Below are 22539 nucleotides of genomic sequence, written 5' to 3'. Positions count from 1 at the left end.
CCACGGGCGGAGCGGGAGCGAAGCGGACGCGGAGACCCGAGGATCCACGCCGAGACTTTTCAGCACCGCGACGGTGGCGGTCCTACGGACATTTTTTGACCGTTGTATTTTACCGCGAATGTTCCGGCATGGATCCTCGGGTCTGCGCCGCGTCGCTTCGCTCCTTGCTCCGCCCGTGGATGACGAAGGCGGCGCGGGCCGCTACCAAGCAGGGCGTCGTTGATCACCCCTGCCGGGCCTGGATCCTGTTGTAGTCGTGGATCGTGCGGCTCAGCCGGCGGCGCAGGAAGTTCGAGATGTTGTCGAAGATGAAGACGACCATCAGGATCAGCAGCACCATGTAGAAGACGTTGGCCCAGTTGGAGTTGGTGCGCATCGCTTCCCACAATTTCAGGCCGATCCCGCCGGCGCCGACGGCGCCGATAATGGTCGCGCCTCTTGTGTTGGATTCCCATTGGTAGAGTGTCTGGCTGATGAAGATGGGTATGACTTCCGGCATTACGCCATAACGCTGTACCAGCAGGCCGTTGGCGCCGGTCGACTTGATGCCTTCGCGCGGTTTGTCGTCGATGTTCTCAAGACCTTCGGAATAGACTTTGCCAAGCGTGCCGATCTCGGTGAAGAAAATCGCCGCGCTGCCGGCCAGCGGCCCGGGGCCGAAGGCGCGGGTGAAGAACAGAGCCCAGATCAGCATGTCGACCGAGCGCATGAAGTCGAAGAAGCGCTTGAGCACCTGGCCGAGCGCGCCGCTCGGCGTGATGTTGCGGGCGGCGAAGAAGGCGAGCGGGAAGGCGACGATGCCGCCGAGCAGTGTGCCCAGGAACGCCATGACGATGGTCTGCAGCAGCTTCGTCCAGACATCGCCGTGCTGCCACTGGGCGTTGTTCCAGATATTGTCGGCGGCAAGCGCGAGGTTCGAGGTACCTGGCTTCAGCTCGGGTCCGGACGCGATCAGCGAAATCACTTCGCCGGCCGGCTTGCCGAAGAAGGGCGAGCGTGTGTCGAAGACGAAATTCGCCCAGCCGAGGAAGCGCTTGCGCACCTTGACGCGGTCGACCGTGACGCGAACCTCGCCGACGAAACCCATCCTGGCCACCACCTCGTCGTCATGCGCGGTGATCCAGTCCGGTACCTGGCCTTCGACCAGGGGCTTGCCGCTGGTCAGCGAGACGTGAACCGTCTGCCCGTGGGCATCAATCGTCGCTTGTGCTTTATTGAAGGTGATGGATTTTGCCGGGCCGTCGATCAGCACGGTGAAACTACCGTCCGGATTCTTGATCACCCAGTCTGGGTTCGGGTTATCGCCAAGAGCCGAGAAGCGCGGATATTTCGGTGTGATCTCGGGTTGGTCGAGGCGGAATTCCGGCTGCAGATCGTAGCTGATCCACTGCGTCAGGAAGAGCGGCAGGCGCTCCCAGTGCGATTCCCTCAGCACTTGCGGCAGGTTGAAGAACCACATGGCATAGGCAAGGTAGAGCATCGTGCCCACGATCAGGAACAACGGGCCGTAGCGCTTGTAAGCCGGGCGACGGAACACCTGCGGATAGCGCTCCTCGATCGACTGGATTTCGTCAGCGGTCATCGCCATGACTTGTCTTTCTGGTTGGCCATGATTTTTCCGAAAGCCGATCTAAGCGTTCATCAGGAAGGCCTGCTCGCCGACGAGCTTGCGGCGTAGCCAGGCGGAAAACTGGTCGACGAGGAAGATCGTCGTGAACAGGAGCAGCACCAGCGCCAGCGTCTTGGCGCCGAAGCCGCGCGAAATGGACAGCTTCAGTTCCTCGCCGATACCGCCACCGCCGACGGCGCCGATGATGGTCGAGGCACGGACGTTGATCTCGACGCGCAGCAGCGTGTACGACATGAAGTTGGGCAGCACCTGCGGCAGATCGGCGAAGCGCACCCGTTCGAACCAGTTGGCGCCGACGGCGCGAAGGCCTTCCTCGGCGCGCATGTCGATGTTCTCGTTGATCTCGTAGAACAGCTTGCCGAGCGCGCCGATCGAATGCAGGCCGATGGCGATGATGGCGGCGATCGGGCCGATGGAAACGATTGCCGCGAAGAGACCGGCGATGACGATCTCGGGGAAGGCGCGCAGCAGTTCCATGAAGCGCTTGACCACCAGCCTCAGCGCCGGATGCGGTGTCAGGTTGCGCGCGGCGATGAAGGAGAACGGCACCGCGAAGAGGAAGCCGATGAAGGTCGAGACCAGGGCCACATTGACCGTGGTCAGCATCAGCTCGAAATATTCGGGGACATAAAAGGCGCCCCAGACATAGACTCGGCCGAGCGGGAAGTTGAATTCCTGGGTGCCGGTGTCATGCGGCGAGGCGATGTCGAATAGTGCCCGCCAGACGTCGTTCCAGTCCTTGGGGACGAGCCAGCTCAGGAAATCCAGAAGGTGGGGAAGCCGGTCGAAGAAATGCCCGGCATTGGCTTCGTCGGCAAACCACATGCTGCCGAACATGGCGGCCAGCAGCAATCCAACGCCTAGCACCGTATAGAGGCGGCGAAGCGATGTCTGGCGCCGCCAGGCGTCGGCCATCGCGTTGGGCGTGCCGGAAGGGGCGGGAACGGAAAGGGTCATGATCGGAGATGCAAAAAGGGCGACACCTTGCGCGCCGCCCTTTTCGATTTCGCCGTTAGCCGCCGATGGCAGCCTTACGGGCTTCGACGATAACGCTGTAGAAGTCCGGCTTCACCGGAACGTAGCCGGTGAAATCGCCGCCTTCGACGCCTTCGAAGCAAGCCTTGTCCTTCTTGGGCAGATCGGTGAAGAACGCGGAGAGCTTTGCGGTCATCTCGTCGCCGAGCGCGGTGCGTACGACCAGCGGGCCGTTCGGGATCAGGCCCGAGCGCCAGACTTCGACGAAGTCGTTAGGGTCGACGGCGCCCTTGGCAACTTCCTTGTGGAAGGTGCCGGAGCTGTAGCCGTTCTTGAAGTCGCCGATGCCCGAGGAATCGTCGACCGCGACATCGACCTTGCCGTCGCGCACGGCGAGCACGTTATTCTCGTGGCCACCGTTGAACTGGGTCGAAGCGAAGAACTTGTCGTTCGGCATGCCGGTGGTCTTCGGAATCTGCGTCAGCGGGATCAGATAGCCCGAGGTCGAATCCGGGTCGGCGTAGCCGAGCTTCTTGCCCTTGGCCGACATGATGTCCTTGATGCCCGAGGACTTCAGCGCCATGCCGATCGAGTAATAGCCGGTGGAACCGTCGGTCTGTTTGGTGGTGAGGATCGGGGTAACCGCCTTCGGGTCCTTGAGATAGACGCTGGCATAGCCGGAAGCGCCGAGCTCGGCGAAGTCGAGCGTGCCGCCGAGCAGGCCCTGGATGACGCCGTCGTAGTCGGCGGCGGGGAACAGCGAGACCTTCTCGAAGCCGAACTCGGTCTTCAGGTGGTCGGCCAGGCACTGGTAGTTGCGCAGGCGGTCGGTCTCGTTTTCACCGCCGAGAATGCCGACGCGGAATTCTTTCATGTCGGCGGCATGGGCCATGCTGGTGGCCATTGCGAGCACCGAAACGGCGCCAAAAATCATTTTCCTGAACATATGACATCTCTCCTGTAGGTTCCGGCCCCGCGCCGGCAGCGTTCTTGATTTTGACGGTGCCCTTGACGCGGGCGGACGATCCAGTACGGCTTTTCTTGGCCCATGATCTTTCCCGAAAAGCGAATTCCACTTTCGGGATTATGGGCTCAGTATCCCGGGAAAGCGGGTTCGAGCGGTCCGGCGGATGCGGCAATCTTTTGTTTGTAGGCAACGCTGGTCGAGGTGATGGCCTCGGAGATTTCGCTGCCATTGGCATCGGCGCCGTAGACAAGACGCACGGCGTCGCGGTCGAGCTCTTCCGGTGGGCCGTCGAAGACGACCTTGCCGGCGGCCATGCCAATGATGCGGCTGCAATAGGCGCGGGCGGTATCGAGCGTATGCAGATTGGTGACGACGGTTATGCCTTCGCGCAGGTTGATGTCCTGCAACGAATCCATCACCACCTTGGCGTTGAGCGGGTCGAGCGAGGCGATCGGCTCGTCGGCGAGGATCACCTTGGGCTGCTGCATCATGGCGCGGGCTATCGCGACGCGCTGCTGCTGTCCGCCCGACAGGGTGCCGGCGGGCTGAAGGGCCGTCCGTGCGATATCGAGACGCTCCAGCGCCGCGACCGCTTCAGCGCATTCGGCGCGCGAGAACATGCCCAGAAGATTGGACAGGGTCGAACGATGGTTCAGCTTGCCGAGCAGCACGTTGGTCAGCACGTCGAGGCGCGGCACCAGGTTGAACTGCTGGAAGATCATGGCGCAGTCGCGCTGCCAGCGCCGCAAGGGCGAACCGCGCAACCGGGAGACCTCGGCGCCGTCAAAAAAAATCGACCCCTGGCTGGGATCGACAAGACGGTTGATCATGCGAAGAAGGGTTGATTTGCCAGCGCCGGAACGGCCAATGACGCCAACCATCTGACCCTGCGGAATCGAAATGCTGACGTCGCTGACGGCGGTGTTCTTGCCAAATCGTCGGCTGACGCCGCGGATTTCGAGCGTGGCGGAAGTTGCTGACATGGGGCCGGGCTCCAGTCCAGTCGCGGTTGAAGGTCTGTTGGGTCTTCGCTAGCGCAGCGCCATGAACCTGCGGTGTCGGATTGATGTCAGTTTTGTTACGACCCACAGGCCTCGTGTCGGGCGCCCGAGGAGCGCGATCAGCCGAGCACCTGCAGTTCCTCGAAATGCTTCATGTCGCGGAATGCGCAGAAAGCGGGAGCCTTGATCTCGATCACCGGTGCCTGCCGCGCGAAAAGCGCGAGGCAATCGTCGAAGAGCGCCTGCCAAGCCGCCGCCCTGTCATCCGCAAGCCGTTGGATCTGATAGGCAAAGGTTATGTGGAAGACGTAGGTGTCGTGGTCTGGATGCCGGTATCCAAACGGCACCGCCAGCGCATCGCGCCATTGGCGCATGATGCGCATGTCGTGGTCAGTCGCACCGGCAACGGTGAGGCCGGTCGGCACCACCTCGACGACCTTGATGTTGAAAGGACCGAAACCCTCGAAATCTTTCAGCCGTTCCAGATAGAGGCGGGTCATGGCGTCGATGCTGGTATCGAGCGGCACGTCCTGCGGCCAGTAGGGCAAGCGGCGGCGATATTCGATGATACCCTGGAACAGCGTCATGTGCAGGCTGGACACTGGCGTGAAGGCCAGCCTGTCGGCATCGGGCATGGCCAGCATCCGCTCGCGCACCGCAAGCACCACGGCTTCGGACGGCGAACCGCTGACGAGATGGCTGACGACCGTGTTGCCGGGCTCGATCAGGAAATTGCCTGACGCATCGTAGCGTGTGCCGAGATGCGCTGGCGGGGTTGGATTGGAGCCGGCAAAGAATCCGGCGAGCGACGATCTGACGGTGTCGAGCATGGCGATCTCCTTGGGGAGATGGCCTCCTGTCCGAGTCCTGTGTCAAGGGTATGAAACGGACCTCCTCCTCAACAACGATGCACTGGGTTATCCGCCGTACTTCTCCAGAAACGCCTCGGCCTCGAGTTCGCGAAAATCGTCGAGCGAAGCGCGCAGTCTGGCATGGTCCCAGTCCCACCAGGCAAGTGCCTGGTAGCGTTCCGCGGTGCGGCGGTCGAAGCGCTCCCGGATCGGCTTTGCCGGAACGCCAGCGACGATGGTGTAGGGGGCAACATCTTTCGAGACCACCGCGCCCGCGCCGACCGCCGCGCCGTCGCCGACGGTGACGCCGGGCAAAATGGTCGAGCCGTGACCGAGCCAGGTGTCGTGGCCAATGGTGACCCGTTTGGCGCGGCGCTGGGCGAAGAATTCGCTCTCGTGCTCGGCGTCGTCCCAATAGTCCGAAGCGCGGTAGGTGAAATGGTGCAGTGTCGGCCGCCATGTCGGGTGGTTGGTGGCGTTGAGGCGCACGCTTGCCGCGATGTTGGCAAACTTGCCGATCGTCGCGCACCACACGGCGCAGTCCTGCATCATGTAGGAATAGTCGCCGAGTTCGCTCTCCGAAACCCGGCTGCGGTCGGCGATCTCGGTCCAGCGGCCGAGTGTCGAATTGTGTACCTCCGCCGTCGGGTGGACCAACGGTGTCTCGGATAACTTCCTGGTCATGCCGCGAGTTTTCCCGGAGCGAAAGCTGTCACGTCGATGACGCGGTCGGCGACCGCCTCGCGCACGTCGTGGTCGTGGAAGATGCCGAGCAGGGCGACGCCCGCCGACTTCTTGGCGGCGATGAGCTCGATCACCACGTCGCGGTTCCTGGCGTCGAGCGAAGCGGTCGGCTCGTCGAGCAAAAGGATCGGATGCTCGGTGATGAAGCCGCGCGCTATATTGACGCGCTGCTGCTCGCCGCCGGAGAAGGTCGCCGGCGGCAGCGCCCACAGTTTCTCCGGCAAATTGAGCTGCGCCAGCAAAGCGCGCGCCTTGCCTCTGGCCACTTCGCGTTCTTCGCCGCGCTCGACCAGCGGTTCGGCAACGACATCGAGCGCCGAGACGCGCGGCACGGTGCGCAGGAACTGGCTGACATAGCCGATGGTTTGCCGGCGCACGGCAAGCACGGTGCGTGGGCTGGCATTGGCGAGATCGATCAGGCCGCCTTCATGGCTGACGATGATCTGGCCTTCATCGACGGCATAGTTGCCGTAAAGCATCTTCAGGATCGAGCTCTTGCCGGCACCGGAGGGACCGCCCAGCACCGTGCATTCGCCAGCCTTGATCGAGAACGAAACAGCGGCGACGACTGGCAATTTGATACCGTCGCGCAGATGCATGGTGAAGCTTTTCGCGACATCGGAGACAACGAGCGGGGTTGGCATGATCAGACCTGCAGGATCGAGGAGACGAGAAGCTGGGTGTAGGGCGCGCGCGGGTCGTCGAGCACGCGGTCGGTGAGGCCGCTTTCGACGACACGACCGTCCTTCATCACCATCATGCGCTGCGACAGAAGCCGAGCCACGGCAAGGTCGTGGGTAACGACGATTGCCGCCAGGCCAAGATCGGTGACGAGCCCGCGCAAGAGATCAAGCAGGCGCGCCTGCACGGAAACATCGAGGCCGCCGGTCGGCTCATCCATGAACACCAGCCGTGGACCGGTGACGAGATTGCGGGCGATCTGCAGACGCTGGCGCATGCCGCCGGAAAAGGCGCGCGGTTCGTCATCGATGCGGTCTTCCTCGATCTCGACGCGCGACAGCCAGTCGACGGCGGTGGCGCGGATCTTGCCGTAATGGCGGTCGCCGACCGCCATCAGCCGTTCGCCGACATTGGCGCCGGCCGACACGGTCATGCGCAGGCCGTCGGCTGGGTTCTGATGGACAAAACCCCAGTCGGTGCGCATCAGGAAGCGGCGCTCGGCCTCGCTCATGCGGTAGAGCTCGCGGAACTGGCCGTCGCGCATACGATAGCTGGCGGTGCCGGAGGAAGGCAAAAGCCGGGTTGACAGGCAGTTGAGCAGCGTCGTCTTGCCGGAACCGGACTCGCCGACGACAGCCAGAACCTCGCCCGGCCACAGGTCGAACGAAACGTTGTCGCAGCCGACTCGCGACCCGTAGAATTTGGAAAGCGCCGAAACGCGTAGCAGCGGTTCGTCGGTCATTGTGCCGGCTCCATTTTTTCCGAGGCAAGAAGGCTTTCAGGGGCAAGATGACCGCGATGGCCGTCTTCGCGCCGCTTCTCGCAATGGTCGGTGTCGGAGCAGACGAACATGTGGCCGCCATGGTCGTCGAGGATGACCTCATCGAGATAGACATTCTCGGCTCCGCACAGCGCGCAGGGCTGGTCGAAGGTCTGTATCTCGAATGGATGGTCCTCGAAGTCGAGGCTGACGACGTCGGTGAAGGGCGGCACCGCGTAGATGCGCTTTTCGCGGCCGGCGCCGAACAGCTGCAGGGCCGGCGAGCGATGCATTTTCGGGTTGTCGAATTTCGGCGTCGGCGAGGGGTCCATCACATAGCGCCCCTCGACCTTGACCGGATAGGCATAGGTGGTGGCGATGCGGCCGTGCTTGGCGATGTCCTCGTAGAGTTTCACATGCATGAGGCCGTATTCCTCCAGCGCGTGCATTTTGCGCGTTTCGGTTTCGCGCGGTTCGAGGAAGCGCAGGGGTTCCGGGATCGGCACCTGGTAGACCAGCACCTGGCCCGCGGTCAGCGGATGCTCGGGGATGCGGTGGCGGGTTTGGATGATGGTTGCCTTGGCGGTCTCCGTGGTGACGGCGACATCGGCGACCTTCTTGAAGAAGGCGCGGATCGAGACCGCATTGGTGGTGTCGTCGGCGCCCTGGTCGATGACCTTCAGCACATCGTCGGGGCCGATGATCGAAGCGGTGACCTGGACGCCGCCGGTGCCCCAGCCGTAAGGCATCGGCATTTCGCGCGAGGCGAACGGCACCTGGTAGCCAGGGATGGCGATGCCCTTGAGGATCGCGCGGCGGATCATCCGCTTGGTCTGTTCGTCGAGATAGGCGAAGTTGTAGGTGGCGATGTCGGTCATGCTGAGACTTTCAGTCCTTTGGCATAGCGCGCCAGCCGCTGGTTGAGCGTCCCGGTGTGCAGTTCGAACATGTGATTGTCGTCGTCGTAGAAATAGATCGAGCGGCCTTCGCCCTCGACGCGTGGGCGCGGCGGGCGCATCTCCAGCCCGAGCTTGCCGACGCGCTCGGCATAGCGGTCGAAATCGGCATCATCGATCTTGAAGGCGACGTGATTGTAGCTGCGCTCCGGCAGCGGCTTGCCTTCCATGATGGCGATCCAGATGTCGCCGATCAGGAAGAATTTTTCGCGCGACAGCGAGAACTGTTCGGCGTCGCTGGCATAGACCTCGCGCGCATCGAACACGCCCTCGAGAATCCTGGTCATCCGGTCGAGATCGCGCACGATGAAGGTCATGTGGGACAGGCCGTCGATCATTCCGCGGCCCCCCTTTTCTCTTCCGCCTTCATGGGGTTTTCGCGGGCCTCATACTCGGCGCGCATGCGGCGCACCAGGTCGAGCTCGGCCTGGAAGTCGACATAGTGCGGGAGCTTCAGATGCTCGACGAAGCCGGTCGCCTGGACATTGTCGGAGTGCGAGATGACGAACTCCTCATCCTGGGCGGCGGCGACGATGTCCTCGCCGAGTTCGGAGGCGCGCAGCGCCCGGTCGCACAGCGCCATGGCCATCGCCTTGCGCTCGCTCTGGCCGAAGACGAGACCGTAGCCGCGGGTGAATTGCGGCGGCGCCTTGGCCGAGCCCTTGAACTGGTTGACCATCTGGCATTCCGTGACCCGCACCGTGCCGAGCTGCACGGCGAAAGGCAGTTCCGGCACGTCAAGCTCCAGCTCGACCTCGCCGATGCGGATCTCGCCGACGAAGGGGTGGTTGCGGGCATAGCCGCGCTGGGTGGAATAGCCGAGCGCCAGGAGAAAACCCTCGTCGCCGCGCGACAGCGCCTGCAGGCGGATGTCGCGTGCCATCGGGAATTCCAGCGGCTCGCGGGTGATGTCGCCCGGAACATGGTCCTGCGGCATCTCGCCATCCGGTTCGATCAGCCCTTCCCGGGCGAGGATCGCAGAGACGCGCGGCATGGCCCGCGCTTCCGTCTCGCGCCGCAAGGGCTCGGCCACATCGGCGCCTGCGGCCAGTTCGGGATCGAGCAGGCGGTGCGTATAGTCGAAGGTCGGGCCGAGCAACTGGCCGCCGGGCAGGTCCTTGTAGGTCGCCGAGACCCGCCGCTCGACCAGCATCGTGCCGGTGTCGATCGGGTTGCTGTAGCCGAAGCGCGGCAGCGTGGTGCGATAGGCGCGCACCAGGAAGATCGCCTCGATCATGTCGCCGCGCGCCTGGACGATGGCGAGCGCGGCGAGTTCACGGTCATAAAGCGAGCCTTCGCTCATCACCCGGTCGACTCCCAGCGCCAGCTGCTCGACGATCTGGTCGAGGCGCAGCGCCGGCACTGAACGGTCGCCGCGCCTGCGGTCGGCAAGGAGGCTGTGGGCGTTGGCAATTGCGGCCTCGCCGCCTTTTACCGCGACATACATCTTATGCCTCCATCGTCTTGATGCGCGTCGTGCGCGGCAGGCAGGCTATGCCTTCCGACGTGGCGAGGATGATGTCGACGCCGCGCGGAAAGCGCTTGATATTCTGCTTCCACTGCTCGATGAAATGACGCGGCATCTGCGCCGGCGCGATCGTGGCGCTGGTTTCGATGCCGGGGCCTTCGAGTAGCAGCGGGGTGCCGGAAGCGAGATCGCCGACCTGCAGGATCAGCGTGGTTGAGCGGTCGGGATAGTCCTGCGTGCCCTGCGAAAAGCCGTCGAGCGCCATCAACTCGGCGGGTGTGGCGACAAAGGCGAAATGCGCGTCGGCAGGCGTGTTGGCCTGCGGCGCGCCGGTGTGGAAACCCAGCCAGGAGGTGACCGCGGTGGAGGCGTGCAGGGCCGGGTCGAGCCAGAGCGGCGTGTCGTTGTCGCAGAGCGCCAGCGCCACGGCGCCGGCGGTCGCCGAGAGCGGCGCCGGCGGGCGGGCAAGGACCGGCAGGGGCTGCACGCTGCCCGGCCGCGCCATCGCGTCCATGATCGCGCGAAAAACGGTCTGGGCGTTGAAGACCGGATCGGCGAAACCGCCCTCGATCGATTGCGCTGCGATGTCCATCAGTCTTCTCCGCGAACCATGGTGAAGAAATCCACCTTCGTTGCCGCGGTCTCGGCGCGGCGTTTTTCATGGGTAGTGGCGAGCGCCGCCCGTAGAGGCGCGATCAGCCTGGTCTCGACCTCGGTGCGGCGGGCAGGGTCCTGCCACAGCGCGTCGGCGATGGCCGCCAGCTTCGCCTTTTGCTTGTCGCGGCCAAGCGCGTAGCAATGGCCGACCTGTCCGGACGGCAGACGGACAGTGGCGCGGGTGACGGTCGCCTCGCCGACATTGAATGGCGCGCCGCCGCCGCCGATGCGGCCGCGCAACGTGACCAGGCCCGTCTCGGGACCGCGCAGCAGCTCGGCTTGCGAAGGCAGGCCAGCCTCGTTCCAAAGCCGGACGATGTCGTCGCCGCTCGATTGCGCCAGCGTCGCCATGGCGGCCTTCCGCTCGGCCTGGTCGCGGGCTTCCTGTCCTCGCATGCGTTGCATTCCTCTTGGCTAAATTTGTCTATTGATATAGACAACTATACAAATTATACATATTACCTAACGCGAGTCCATGACGGGTGGATGACAAGCGACAGAGTAGGGGCGATTCATGACCGGGCGACAGGAGGCCGACAGTATCGAGCGGCGCAGCGGTGTTTCGTTGTGGCGGCAGATCGTGGACAGGATCCTGCAGGCGATCGCGGCCGGCGATTTCGCCGAGAATGCCGCGCTGCCGCCCGAAATGGCGCTGGCCGAACGCTACGGCGTCAACCGCCACACGGTGCGCAGCGCCATATCGGCCCTTGTCCAGGAAGGGGTGCTCAGGGCCGAGCAGGGACGCGGCACCTTCGTCTTGTCGCGCAAGCGGCTCTCCTATCCGATCGGCGCGCGCACACGCTTTTCGACAGGCCTGCAGGGGCAGACGTCGGAACGGCACATCGTGCTGCTTGCCTCCTCGGTCGAGCCTGCCAGCCAGCGAGTCGCCGAGGGGCTCGGGCTGGCCAGGGGGACCGAGGTGATAAGGCTGGAGACACGCGGCGAAGCCGATGGTCGGCCGGTATCGCGCGCCGCCGGCTGGTTCGATGCCAGGCGCTTTGCCGGTATCGACAAAGCCATGGCTGAGACAGGATCGGTCACGGCGTCGCTGGCGCGTTTCGGCATAGACGATTATCTCCGGCAATCGACCGTGCTGTCGGCTCGCCATGCCGATGCGGCCGACCTTGCCGACCTCGACCTGCAGCCCGGCGCCATCGTGCTGGTAACGGTGGCCGTCAACGTCACGCCAGACGGCCAGCCGATCCAGTTTTCCGAGTCGCGCTTTCCGGCCGAACGGGTCGAGCTGAAGTTGTCGGCTCTCTAAGCCGGCTTCAGCCGACTATCCGACCTCGATCACGGCCTTGATCAGGCCGGATTTCTCGTGCGCCCAGCGGGCGAGATCGGACGGCGTATCGGCCAATCTCGTCCGGTGGGTAACCAGCTTGGCCAACGGCACGGCGCCGCTGCGGATCGAAGCGGCGACATGATCGAAATCGGCGCGCAAGGCGTTGCGGCTGCCGATCAGCGTCATCTCCCGTTTGTGGAACTCCGGGTCGGAGAAGGCGATGTCATCCTTGACGACACTGACCAGCACCAGGGTCCCGCCATGCGCGACATGGGCAAAGGCCGACTGCACCGACTGGGTGTTGCCGGTGGCGTCGAAGACCACGTCGAACCCTTCGCCTGACGTCGCCTCCCTGACCAGATCGGATGCCGCGCCGTGTGATCCATCGAGGGCCGGGAAGCCGAGTTCGTTCGCGGCAAAATTCAATCTTTCGCTGCTCATGTCGAGCAGCGTCACGTCGGACCCGGCGATGCGGGCGAAGATGGCGGTGCCAAGCCCGATCGGGCCGGCGCCGATCACCAGCGTGCGGGCGCCGGGGTCGGCGCGCGAGCGACGCACGGCATGCGCGCCGATGGCCAGGAATTCTATCGCCGCGGCGTCGGCAAGCGACAGGCCGTCGGCGGGATAGAGGTTCCGTGCCGGCACCAGGATCTGCTCGCACATGGCACCATCGCGATGGACGCCGAGCACTTCGATCCGCACACAGCAATTCGGCTTGCCATGCCGGCAGGCGATGCACCTGCCGCAGGACAGATAGGGGTTGACGACCACCGGTTCGCCAATGGCCAGATCGACGCCTTCACCGGTCTCGACAATCGTCCCCGACACCTCGTGGCCCATGATGCGGGGGTAGGCGAGGAACGGGTGCTTGCCTTCGAAGATATGATAGTCGGTGCCGCAGATGCCGACATGGCTGACCGCCACCAGCGCCCAGCCGGGAGGTGGCGAGTCGGGCGCGGGGTGGTCTTCCAGGACAAGGTCGCCGGGTGAGCGGCAAACGACGGCTTTCATATTTCAGTCCAGTCGGTTTTACGAAAACGCCGGCCCGTCTCGATATCGGACCGGCGATCGAATTTCGGTTCGTTGACTACTTGCCGCCGCGGCGGCGCAGGCCGTCGAAATAGACGATGACGATGATCAGCACGCCGGTGATGACACGCTGCCAGAAGGCGTTGACGTTGAGCAGGTTGGCACCGTTGTTGATGGTGGCGAGAATGAAGGCGCCGAGCAGTGGTCCATGCACCGAGCCGACGGCGCCGAACAGCGAGGTGCCGCCGATCACCGACGAGGCGATCGCCTGCAGTTCCCAGCCCTCGGCCTGGGTCGGATTGCCGATGCCGATGCGCGACGCGAGCAGCACGCCGACGAACGCCGCGCAGAGACCCGACAGCGTGTAGGCCATGAAGATGGTGCGCTGGACATTGACGCCCGACAGGCGCGAAGCCTCGGCGTTCGAGCCGACCGAAAAGAGATAACGGCCCCAGCGGCTGTGATGCAGGAAGACGTAAGCGGGTATGCCGACCAGGAGGACCATCCAGAACAGATTGGGGATGCCGAGGAAGGAGTTGCGCGAGAATTCCTGGAAGGCATCGTTGTTGATCGAGATCGAATTGCCGTTGGTCATCAAAAGGCCGATGCCCCGCAGCGACGTCAGCGTCGCCAGGGTGATGATGAAGGGCGGGAGGCCCATCTTGACGATGCCAAAGCCATGGAAGAGGCCGATGGCGACGCCGACCAGCAGGGTGAGCAGGATTGCGAGGAAGACCGGGATGCCGGCATTGATCAGCATCGCCGCAATAACGGTGGCGAAGCCGACCACGGCGCCGACGGACAGATCGATGCCGCCGGTGATGATGACGAAGGTCTGGCCGACAGCCAAAATGGCGATCATCGAGCCTTGACGCAAAAGGTTCGAGATGTTGTTCGCCGAGGCGAAGCTCGATGTCGCCAGCGACAGGATGATCCAGAGCAGCACCAGCAGCGCCAGCAGCGTCAACCCGAACAGGGCGTTATAGTTGCGCTTCGGTTTTTCGGCAGGAATCGCCTCGGTGCTCATATCTTTCCTCCCAGCTTTTCTTGTTTCTCGGCGAGCGCCTGTGTGAGAATGTCCTCGTGATCGGCGGTGCGAAACCCATGCGTCGCCACCAGCTTGCCGCGGCGGAACACGTGCAGCGTGTCGGCCAGTTCATAGACTTCCGGCAAATAGGACGAGATCAGGATGATGCCGGCACCTTTCGACAGGAGCGCGCTGAACAGCCGGTAGATCTCGGCCTTGGTGCCCACGTCGACGCCGACCGTCGGCTCGTCGAAGATGAACAACTTGGCGCCGTGGGCCAGCCACTTGCCGATGACGATCTTCTGCTGGTTACCGCCCGACAGGCTGGAGGCCAATGCATTGCGTGTCGGCGTCTTGATCCTGAGATCGGCGATCTGGCGGTCGGCCTGGGTCTTTTCCTGGGCGCCGGAGATCAAGAGATTGTTGGAGATGCGCTTGTAGATCGGCAGGTTGAGGTTGAGGCCAACCGGCAGGTTGAGGCAGAGGCCCTGGTCGCGGCGGCTTTCCGGCGCCAGCGCCATGCCGAGCCTGATTGCGTCATGCTCGGAATTGATCTGGACGTCCTTGCCCTTCCACAGGATCTGGCCGGCCGATTTGCGGTGGCGGCCGTAGAGCGTGGTGACGAATTCGCTGCGTCCGGCGCCGATCAGGCCGTAGAGCCCGACGATCTCGCCGGCGCGCACCGTCATCGACACGTTCTCGAAGCCCTTGCCCGAGAGGTTCCTGGCCTCGATGATCGCGGCACCCGGCGTGAAATGCTCCTTGTGGTAGATCTGTTCGATCGAGCGGTTGATCATCAGCTTGACCAGTTCGGCGTCGTTGGTCTCGCTGATGTTCCTGGTGCCTACCAGCGTGCCGTCGCGCAGCACGGACACGCGATCGGCCAGTTCGAAGACTTCCTCCATGCGGTGGCTGATGTAGATGATCGTCACGCCCTCGGACTTCAGCCGGCGGATCAGGGTGAAGAGCTGGTCGGCCTCCTTGCGGGTCAGGTAGGCGGTCGGCTCGTCGAAGATCAGGAATTTGGTGCCGCGCACGGTGGCGCGGGCGGCGGCGATCAGCTGCTGCTGGCCGATGGTGAGGTCGCCGAGCACGACATGCGCCGGCAGGTCGAAGCCGAGACCGTCGATGATCTTCTGCGCATCCTTGACCATGGCGCGCTGCTGCAGGATGCCGAAGCGCGAATTCTCCTCGCCGAGGAACATGTTGGCGGCGACGGTCAGATGACGGCAGAGCACGACCTCCTGGTGGACGGCGTTGATGCCCAGCGCCATCGCCTCGTATGGGGTCGCGAGCGCCGCCGGCTTGCCTTCCCAGATCACCTCGCCGGAGGTGCGTGGCATGACGCCGGTCAGCAGCTTGATCAAGGTGGATTTGCCGGCACCATTCTCGCCGACGATGGCGTGGATCTCGCCCGACTTGAAGGCGAGGTTGACCGGCTTCAGCGCGTGGGTGCCCGGATATTTCTTCTCGAGGCCGCGCAGTTCCAGGATCGTCCTGCCGGGCTCCAGCACGGGGGCAGGGTGCAGGTCTTGCGCGGTCGATGTCATGACAATCCTCCCAGACTGGCCTCCCAGATTGGCCTCACGATTTGGCGCGCTGCGAGGCTTTGGAACTCTCGCCGGAGCAGCCTAGCTCAAGGCGGCGGATTTCCAAGCGATATACGTTTGGTTTCCGGGGCACGGGCCCCGGAAACCATGTTTCCGTGCTGATGCTCAGTTGAGCTTCGGGTTGAGCAGCGCGTCGATCTTCGGTTCCTTCATGTTGGCCTTGGTGACGAGATTGGCGCCGGTGTCGACATTGGCCTCGACCTTCTCGCCCTTGGACGCGGCGAGCGCGGTCTTGATGCCGTCATAGCCCATCCGGTAGGGATCCTGGACGACAAGGCCGGAAATGACGCCGTCATTCAGGAACTTGATCAGCTTCTCGTCGCTGTCGAAACCGATCAGCGCGACCTTGCCGGCAAGCTTGTTCTCGGCGACCGCCTGGCCGACGCCCTGCGCCATGATCAGGTTGGACGCGAAGATGCCCTTCAGGTCAGGATTGGCGGTGATCAGGTCGGTCGCGATGTTGAGGCCGGTGGTGGCCTGGCCGTCGGCATATTTGTCAGCAATGAGTTCAAGGCCGGGGTACTTGGCTTTGAGCTCTTCCTTGAAGCCCTGGGCGCGCTGCTCGAGCGAGCCGGCGCCGGGAAGCGCGGTGATCAGGGCAACCTTGCCCTCGACCTTGCCGCCATTGGCCGCGCCGATGGCCGCTGCAAGACCGTCCGCCGCGACGCGGCCGCCCTGCACATTGTCGGTGGTGAGGAACGACGTGAAGGCCTTGGAGTCGGCGCTGGAGTCGATGCCGATGATCTTGACCTTGGCGGCAGCTTCGTCGATCGGCTTGCCGAGCGCCTTGGCTTCCGTCGGCGCGATGACGACGGCGGCAGGGTTGCCGGCGACGGCGTTCTCGAGGATGGAGATCTGGCCGTTGACGTCGGTTTCAGCCTGGGCGCCGAGTTCCGGCACGTTGACGCCGAGATCCTTGCCGGCCTTGCGCGCGCCGGCCAGAACGATCTGCCAATAGAAGGACGTGGTGTCCTTGACGATGATCGGAATGGTGGCGTCCGCCGCCGAAACCGGCGACGAATGCATGACGCCGGCGAGCATCGACGCTGCTGCCAGGGCCATGACGGCGCGGCGGTTGAGAATGCTGGTCACGAATTTCATAGGTTCCTCCCTAAGTCGCCCGGTGAACGTTACGGAAGCTCCGTTCGGATAGGCGCGGCCCCAAACAGAACTTTATCAATAAAAAACAGTTACGCTGTTTTGATAGTGCATCGATCTGGCCGATGCAAGCGGTGTTTCGCGCACCCTCCCATGGCAGGCGGAGACACATTCACACGCCGCTCCTTCCCCGACGCCGGCAAACGCTCCCGTTCGTTCTGTAAAATCATGGAATATTAATTCCATGATTTAGTCAATATGGAACATTCATTCTTTTTATTGGAGATCGCGGATTTGTAAAGTGGAGCCCCATCAAGGCGCATCAGCGTGGAGCCGGTTTCAGGCCAGCTTCTGTACCACCGTATGGGGACGATATTGGGCGTATTCCGTCTCCGGCACGTCGATATCGAGCAGTTCGAGGTTGCGTGTCAGGTTCGCCAGCTTGGCGGTGCCGGTCAGGACGGTGGCGACCGTTGGCTCGTGCAGGGGAAACTGGAACGCGGCAGCGGCCAGCGGATAACCGCCCTCGTCGGCGATCCTCTCCATGGCGTCCACACGGTCGAGCACATCGCGGCTGGCGGGCTGGTAGTCGAAATGCGCGCCTTGCACCGGTCCGGTCGCCAATATGCCGGAATTGAAGACACCGCCTATGACCAGCGACGTCTGTTGCGCCCGGCACAGCGGCAGCAGTTCGGCTTCCGCGCTGCGGTCGAGCAAGGAGTAACGGCTGGCGAGCAGGATGCAGTCGAGCGGCGCCCGGCGCATCACGTCGAGGCAGATCTGGACCTCGTTGACGCCGAGCCCATAGGCGGAAATGGTGCCGGCCCCCTTAAGCTCCTCGAGTGCCTTGAGCCCGCCATCCATCAACTGGCGAAAATGCAGCTTTGTCTTCTCGACACCATGCGTGTAGACGCCGATGTCATGTACGTAGAGGATGTCTATTCTGTTCAGGCCGAGCCGCGCGTAGCTGAAGTCGACCGACCGCATGATGCCGTCATAGGAATAGTCATAGTCCAGCGCGAAGGGCAGGGGATCGACATAGGAGTGGTCGGGAACCTGGTCTTCAGGGACCGGGCGGAACAGGCGGCCGACCTTGGTGGACAAGATATAGGAATCGCGCGGCTTGTAGCGCAGGAAATCGCCGAAGCGCCGTTCCGACAGGCCGAAACCGTAGAAGGGCGCGGTGTCGAAATAGCGCAGGCCCGCCTCCCAGGCGCCTTGCAGCGTCTCCATCGCCGCCTCGCGCGAACAGGCGCGGTAGAGGCCGCCGATCGCGGCGCCACCGAAGCTGATCTCGGTGACCTCGAGCGGCGTCCGGCCAATGCGGCGTTTTTCCATGCACAATCTCCCCGTTGCCCGCCGCTGTCGGCTGCGCGGAATCAAAGATATCAATCGAGGGCATTCCGGGAAAAGTTCGTCGCCGTTCCGGAATTGCGCGAATGCAAAGAGCTAGAGCGTCGCGCCGAGGTGCCAGGGCACGAACTCGTTGTCGCCGTAGCCAAAATCCTCACTCTTGGTCTTTCGGCCGGAAGCCGTCTCGACGATCAGTTCGAAGATCTCGCGGCCCATGCCGGCGATGGTCTTTTCGCCCGAGGCGATAACGCCGCAATTGACGTCCATGTCCTCTTCCATCTGGTGATACATGGTCGAGTTGGTGGCGACCTTGATCGACGGTGTCGGCCGGCAGCCGAAGCAGGAACCGCGGCCGGTGGTGAAGACGATTACATTGGCGCCGCCCGCGACCTGGCCGGTGGCCGAGACCGGGTCGTAGCCTGGCGTGTCCATGAACACCAGTCCGTTGCCGGTGACCTTCTCGGCATAGCCGAACACGCCGTTGAGCGGCGTCTGGCCGCCCTTGGCTACCGCGCCCAGCGATTTTTCCAGGATCGTGGTGAGGCCGCCGCGCTTGTTGCCGGGCGAGGGGTTGTTGTCGATCGAGGCGCCGTGCTTGGCGACGTGGTCTTCCCACCATTTCACGTAGCCATCGAGCTTCTTGGCGATTTCGGGCGTCGCCGCGCGATAGGCCAGCAGATGCTCGGCGCCGTAGATTTCCGTCGTCTCGGAGAGGATGCCGATGCCGCCGACGCCGGCGAGGATGTCGACAGCCGCGCCCAGCGCCGGATTGGCCGTGATGCCCGACATGCCGTCGGAGCCGCCGCACTGCAGGCCGACGACGATCTCGCTGACCGGGATCGGTTCGCGCTTCAACTGGCCGACTTCCTCTGCGATCTCGGCCAGCACGCCCATCGCCTTTTCCACCGATTTGCGCGACCCGCCGGCATCCTGGATGTTGAAGTGGCGCTTGCCGGCGGCGGCGCCTTTCTGGCCGTAGAGGGTCAGCTGATTGACCTCGCAGCCGAGACCGACCATCAGCACGCCACCGAAATTCGGGTGGCGGGCATAACCCGCAAGCGTGCGGTGCAGCACCATCATGCCGTCGCCCGTGCCGCTCATGCCGCAGCCCTGGCCGTGGACGATGGGCACGAAGCCGTCGATGCCGGGATATTTCGGCAGCAGGGTCCGGTTGGCCGTATCGGCGATGGAATGGCAGACGGTGGCCGAGCAATTGACGCTGGCGATGATGCCGATGAAGTTGCGCGTGCCGGCGCGGCCGTCGGCGCGGCGGTAACCCATGAAGGTGCGGGCGCGGTCGGCCTCGGTCGCGTGCTCGGCCTCGCTCGGCGGCACCACCGGCAGACGGCCGGCCTCGAAAACCAGATTGTGCGAGTGGACATGTTCGCCGGGCGCGATGTCTATCGTGGCGCGCCCGATCGCCTGGGCGTATTTGACCACCGCCGAGCCGGCGGGAATGGGCTTGATCGCCACCTTGTGGCCAGGCTCGATGACGGCGGCGGCAAGCGCGCCGCCCGGCAGCGCGGTGCCGATCTCGATGCGGCCATTGGCAACGGCGACATTGTCGGCGGGGGACAGAAGAATGGTGTTCGAGACGTTCACGGGCGGCTTCCTGGGTGATCCTGGGATGCGCGGATTGACACGCGCCTGTTAAGAGCTAATGTCTTTTATCGTGAAAAAACAGTTTTGCGTCAATTGTTTTTTCGCCAGCAGTTCCGCGTGCCCCGCGTAAGTGGTGGCGCTGCAAACAATGAACCGACCCCAGCGAAAGCAATTCCGCTTTTCAGGGTCATGGGAACGTCATATTGCGCTTCAAGCCGGCCGCCGCAAGCGCCGGCATCGATGGGTCAGGGGATGTCGAAGAGCAACAACGTCTACAAGGACGCCTACAACCGCTGCCTCAGGCTGCTTGACGAAACACGCAGCCTGCCGTCGGAACCGGAACTTGGCGCACTGCTCGGTGTCAGCCGCACGACCGTGCGCAGCATCCTTTCGCGCATGGAGGAAACCGGGCTGATCGCCTGGAACAAGCGCGCCAAGACGGTGCTGCGCGACCCGCGTCCCGATGATTTCTTCCCCGAGGAAGAGACCGACACGCTCGCCGAGATCATCGAGCGGTCCTTCATGCGGCGGCTGCTCGCCGACGGCGCCGAGGCCGGCATGCAGATCAACGAGCTCGAACTGGCGCGCGAGATCGGCGTCGGTACCACCAGCGTGCGCGAGTTCCTGATCCGCTTCTCCCGCTTCGGCCTGATCGAGAAGCGCCGCAACAGCCATTGGGTGCTGAAAGGTTTTACACGAGCCTTCGCGCTCGAACTGACCGAGATCCGCGAGATGTTCGAGCTGCGCTCGGCGGCGGCCTTCGCCGCCCTGCCGCAGGATAGCCCTGTCTGGGCCGATCTCGACCGCCTGGAGGACGAACATCGCCAACTGGCAGGTGAGATCGCCACGCGCTTCAACGCGTTTTCGGAGCTGGACGAGCGCTTCCATCGGCTCATCCATCGTGCCTCGCACAACCGCTTCATCGTCGATTTCTACGATGTCATCGCCATGATCTTCCATTACCACTACCAGTGGAACAAGGCGCAGGAGCGCGAGCGCAACGAAGTCGCGGTCGGCGAGCATCTTGCCTATATCGAGGCGCTCAAATCGCGCGACCTCGGCAAGGTCGACGCCGCCTGCCGCAAGCACCTGAAGTCGGCACGTCAGACATTGCTGACGTCGATCCCGGAAAGCCGGCCGCAAAAATCCTGATCGCGCCGCGTTGCCGCAGCATCGAATTGGCGATTTTCCACTCGGCGGCCCCGTGATAGGTATCTTCCAGTCGCTTGAAGAGGCAAATCTTTTGAACAGCCGGGGGAAACGGTGGAGCATGCCGGTCGCGCTTGTCGCGGCCTATCTGCTGCTGCTCCAGTCGACGCTCGGTGCGTTTGCCTTCGCCGCCGGCCCGAATGCCGCGCAGCTCGACGCTTTCGGCAACGTCATCTGCACCCACAATGGCGCCGCCCAGCTTCCTGGTGGTGACGAGCACCCGTCCCATCTGCCGGCCTGCTGCACGCTCGGCTGCGGCATGTTTTCATCGGCCTTCGCGCCGCCGCCCGATGCCGGGCTGGCCCTGGCCAGCCTTTCCTTTGAAACGGTTGCCTTCGTCTTCCCGGCGAGCATTCATCTCGACTTCGCGCGCGAGCGCTCGCCGTCCAATCCGCGCGCGCCGCCGCTGGCAGCCTGAGCCTGCTTGCCCCGGCGGAATTTTTCGCGGGCGTACCCATCCAAAGATCCAAAACGGTTCGCGACCGGCAACGGCGCGATCATCACTTCATGGAGCAAACCATGTCCTATTCTTCCCCCGTAGCGGCGGGCTTTATGTTCGGCCGCGTTCTGTCCCGCTTCCGGGAGCGTCTCGGCCTAGCCGCGCTGGCCTTTGCCCTGCTGTTCGTCGGCGCCCAGTCGGTGCTCGCGCATGAGTTCAAGGCCGGCGATCTCGAGATCGAGCACCCGTGGTCGCGCGCCACGCCGGCCGGCGCGAAGGTGGCCGGCGGCTATTTCACCGTCGTCAACAAGGGCGGTACACCGGACCGGCTGCTGTCGATTTCCTCCGATATTTCGGAAAAAGCCGAGCTGCATGAGATGGGCGTCAAGGACGGCGTCATGACCATGCGGCCGGTTTCCGGCGGCCTGGAGATCCCCGCGGGCGGCAAGGTAGCTCTCGCGCCTGGCGGTTATCACCTGATGTTCATCGGCCTGAAGCGGCAACCCAAGCAAGGCGAAAAATTTGCCGCCACGCTGACCTTCGAGAAGGCCGGCACGGTCAACGTCGAGTTCGCTGTCGAAGGCATGGGCGAGATGGGCGGCATGGATCACGACTAACGCCGTATTCGCAAAATTTGAAAATCCGAGGGACCATCATGAACAAATATCTTTTGGCAGCCGGCACGCTTCTCGTGCTGGGGACGAATGCCGCTTCCGCGCACATCACGCTCGAAACCCAGGAAGCGGCGGTCGGCTCGACCTACAAGGCAGTGCTGCGCGTGCCGCATGGTTGCGACGGCAAGGCCACGACCGCCGTGCGGGTGCAGATCCCGGAAGGGGTGATCGCCGTGAAGCCGATGCCGAAGCCGGGCTGGACGCTGCAGACCAAGAAGGGCAAGTATGAAAACTCCTACCAGCTGTATGGTCAGGCGGTGACCGACGGGGTCAAGGAAGTCGACTGGAGCGGCGGCAGCCTGCCGGATGAATTCTACGACGAGTTCGTCTTCCGCGCGACGCTGACGGCGGATCTGCCTGTCGGCCAGAAACTCTATTTCCCGGTGGTGCAGGAATGCGGCGATGCCGCCGAGCGTTGGATCGAGATTCCGGCGGCAGGGCAAGATGAAGACGCGCTGGAGAATCCGGCGCCCGGCATCAAGCTGACACCGAAGAAATAGGTTTTCTCCCTGGCGCGCTCTGC

General features: G+C 63.6%; 24 protein-coding genes. 5 read left to right on the top strand and 19 right to left on the bottom strand.

Going from position 1 to position 22539, the window contains the following annotated elements; genetic code table 11:
• Positions 1-223 precede the first annotated feature (223 nt).
• The 13 genes from phnE (FJ958_RS20270) to phnG form a co-directional block, all read right to left on the bottom strand.
• Positions 224-1588, bottom strand: coding sequence for a phosphonate ABC transporter, permease protein PhnE (gene phnE / locus FJ958_RS20270; protein WP_140744955.1), 1365 nt, complete (start codon positions 1586-1588; stop codon positions 224-226).
• 42 nt (positions 1589-1630) lie between these two features.
• Entirely contained in the window at positions 1631-2587 is a 957-nt protein-coding gene (gene phnE, locus FJ958_RS20265) for a phosphonate ABC transporter, permease protein PhnE (protein ID WP_140744954.1), read from the bottom strand.
• Between the two features lie 55 nt (positions 2588-2642).
• Positions 2643-3551, bottom strand: a complete 909-nt coding sequence (phnD, locus tag FJ958_RS20260; protein WP_140744953.1) for a phosphonate ABC transporter substrate-binding protein — start codon at positions 3549-3551, stop codon at positions 2643-2645.
• Between the two features lie 146 nt (positions 3552-3697).
• Positions 3698-4555: a phosphonate ABC transporter ATP-binding protein gene (gene phnC, locus FJ958_RS20255; RefSeq protein ID WP_140744952.1), complete on the bottom strand. Its 858-nt coding sequence runs from the start codon at positions 4553-4555 to the stop codon at positions 3698-3700.
• A 137-nt stretch (positions 4556-4692) separates the two neighbouring features.
• Complete coding sequence (locus tag FJ958_RS20250; protein ID WP_140744951.1) at positions 4693-5403, bottom strand: DUF1868 domain-containing protein; 711 nt, start codon at positions 5401-5403, stop codon at positions 4693-4695.
• 87 nt (positions 5404-5490) lie between these two features.
• Positions 5491-6108 (bottom strand): DapH/DapD/GlmU-related protein, encoded by a 618-nt coding sequence (locus tag FJ958_RS20245; RefSeq protein ID WP_140744950.1) that lies wholly within the window; start codon positions 6106-6108, stop codon positions 5491-5493.
• Complete coding sequence (phnL, locus tag FJ958_RS20240) at positions 6105-6812, bottom strand: phosphonate C-P lyase system protein PhnL (protein ID WP_140744949.1); 708 nt, start codon at positions 6810-6812, stop codon at positions 6105-6107. Before phnL ends, FJ958_RS20245 begins: the two co-directional genes overlap by 4 nt.
• A 2-nt stretch (positions 6813-6814) precedes the next feature.
• Positions 6815-7591, bottom strand: a complete 777-nt coding sequence (gene phnK / locus FJ958_RS20235; protein WP_015315654.1) for a phosphonate C-P lyase system protein PhnK — start codon at positions 7589-7591, stop codon at positions 6815-6817.
• Positions 7588-8487: an alpha-D-ribose 1-methylphosphonate 5-phosphate C-P-lyase PhnJ gene (locus FJ958_RS20230; RefSeq protein WP_140744948.1), complete on the bottom strand. Its 900-nt coding sequence runs from the start codon at positions 8485-8487 to the stop codon at positions 7588-7590. Before FJ958_RS20230 ends, phnK begins: the two co-directional genes overlap by 4 nt.
• Positions 8484-8903, bottom strand: a complete 420-nt coding sequence (gene fosX / locus FJ958_RS20225) for a FosX/FosE/FosI family fosfomycin resistance hydrolase (protein WP_140744947.1) — start codon at positions 8901-8903, stop codon at positions 8484-8486. The genes FJ958_RS20230 and fosX overlap by 4 nt, the downstream gene beginning before the upstream one ends.
• The gene (locus FJ958_RS20220; protein WP_140744946.1) at positions 8900-10012 is read right to left on the bottom strand and encodes a carbon-phosphorus lyase complex subunit PhnI; all 1113 of its coding nucleotides are present in this window, start codon (positions 10010-10012) and stop codon (positions 8900-8902) included. Before FJ958_RS20220 ends, fosX begins: the two co-directional genes overlap by 4 nt.
• A 1-nt stretch (position 10013) precedes the next feature.
• Positions 10014-10625, bottom strand: a complete 612-nt coding sequence (gene phnH, locus FJ958_RS20215) for a phosphonate C-P lyase system protein PhnH (RefSeq protein ID WP_140744945.1) — start codon at positions 10623-10625, stop codon at positions 10014-10016.
• Positions 10625-11086, bottom strand: coding sequence for a phosphonate C-P lyase system protein PhnG (phnG, locus tag FJ958_RS20210; RefSeq protein WP_140744944.1), 462 nt, complete (start codon positions 11084-11086; stop codon positions 10625-10627). The genes phnH and phnG overlap by 1 nt, the downstream gene beginning before the upstream one ends.
• A gap of 118 nt (positions 11087-11204) precedes the next feature.
• Between phnG and phnF the strand changes: the two genes are divergently transcribed.
• The gene (gene phnF, locus FJ958_RS20205) at positions 11205-11954 is read left to right on the top strand and encodes a phosphonate metabolism transcriptional regulator PhnF (protein ID WP_140744943.1); all 750 of its coding nucleotides are present in this window, start codon (positions 11205-11207) and stop codon (positions 11952-11954) included.
• A gap of 15 nt (positions 11955-11969) precedes the next feature.
• Here phnF and FJ958_RS20200 read toward each other — a convergent pair whose 3' ends face one another.
• From FJ958_RS20200 to FJ958_RS20175, 6 genes are all read right to left on the bottom strand, one after another.
• The gene (locus tag FJ958_RS20200) at positions 11970-12986 is read right to left on the bottom strand and encodes a zinc-binding alcohol dehydrogenase family protein (protein ID WP_140744942.1); all 1017 of its coding nucleotides are present in this window, start codon (positions 12984-12986) and stop codon (positions 11970-11972) included.
• A gap of 76 nt (positions 12987-13062) precedes the next feature.
• Positions 13063-14031: an ABC transporter permease gene (locus FJ958_RS20195; protein WP_140744941.1), complete on the bottom strand. Its 969-nt coding sequence runs from the start codon at positions 14029-14031 to the stop codon at positions 13063-13065.
• Positions 14028-15581, bottom strand: a complete 1554-nt coding sequence (locus tag FJ958_RS20190; protein ID WP_140744940.1) for a sugar ABC transporter ATP-binding protein — start codon at positions 15579-15581, stop codon at positions 14028-14030. The genes FJ958_RS20195 and FJ958_RS20190 overlap by 4 nt, the downstream gene beginning before the upstream one ends.
• Before the next feature lie 165 nt (positions 15582-15746).
• Positions 15747-16742 (bottom strand): ABC transporter substrate-binding protein, encoded by a 996-nt coding sequence (locus FJ958_RS20185; protein ID WP_140744939.1) that lies wholly within the window; start codon positions 16740-16742, stop codon positions 15747-15749.
• A 336-nt stretch (positions 16743-17078) separates the two neighbouring features.
• Positions 17079-18077 (bottom strand): aldo/keto reductase, encoded by a 999-nt coding sequence (locus FJ958_RS20180; protein WP_140744938.1) that lies wholly within the window; start codon positions 18075-18077, stop codon positions 17079-17081.
• Between the two features lie 111 nt (positions 18078-18188).
• Entirely contained in the window at positions 18189-19694 is a 1506-nt protein-coding gene (locus tag FJ958_RS20175; RefSeq protein ID WP_140744937.1) for an altronate dehydratase family protein, read from the bottom strand.
• 252 nt (positions 19695-19946) lie between these two features.
• Here FJ958_RS20175 and FJ958_RS20170 point away from each other — a divergent pair, with 252 nt between their 5' ends.
• The 4 genes from FJ958_RS20170 (at position 19947) to FJ958_RS20155 (ending at position 22516) form a co-directional block, all read left to right on the top strand.
• Positions 19947-20846, top strand: a complete 900-nt coding sequence (locus FJ958_RS20170; protein ID WP_140744936.1) for a GntR family transcriptional regulator — start codon at positions 19947-19949, stop codon at positions 20844-20846.
• Positions 20847-20964: 118 nt separating this feature from the next.
• Positions 20965-21321: a DUF2946 family protein gene (locus tag FJ958_RS20165; RefSeq protein WP_140744935.1), complete on the top strand. Its 357-nt coding sequence runs from the start codon at positions 20965-20967 to the stop codon at positions 21319-21321.
• Positions 21322-21422: 101 nt separating this feature from the next.
• On the top strand, positions 21423-21959 hold the full coding sequence (locus tag FJ958_RS20160; RefSeq protein WP_140744934.1) for a copper chaperone PCu(A)C: 537 nt from the start codon (positions 21423-21425) through the stop codon (positions 21957-21959).
• A 38-nt stretch (positions 21960-21997) separates the two neighbouring features.
• Positions 21998-22516: a YcnI family protein gene (locus FJ958_RS20155; RefSeq protein WP_140744933.1), complete on the top strand. Its 519-nt coding sequence runs from the start codon at positions 21998-22000 to the stop codon at positions 22514-22516.
• Positions 22517-22539: the final 23 nt, after the last annotated feature.

It is taken from the genome of Mesorhizobium sp. B2-3-5, from assembly GCF_006442395.1.
Classification (GTDB): domain Bacteria; phylum Pseudomonadota; class Alphaproteobacteria; order Rhizobiales; family Rhizobiaceae; genus Mesorhizobium.
Note: the sequence above shows the minus strand (reverse complement) of the source record. Positions and strands in the feature narration are given on the sequence as shown.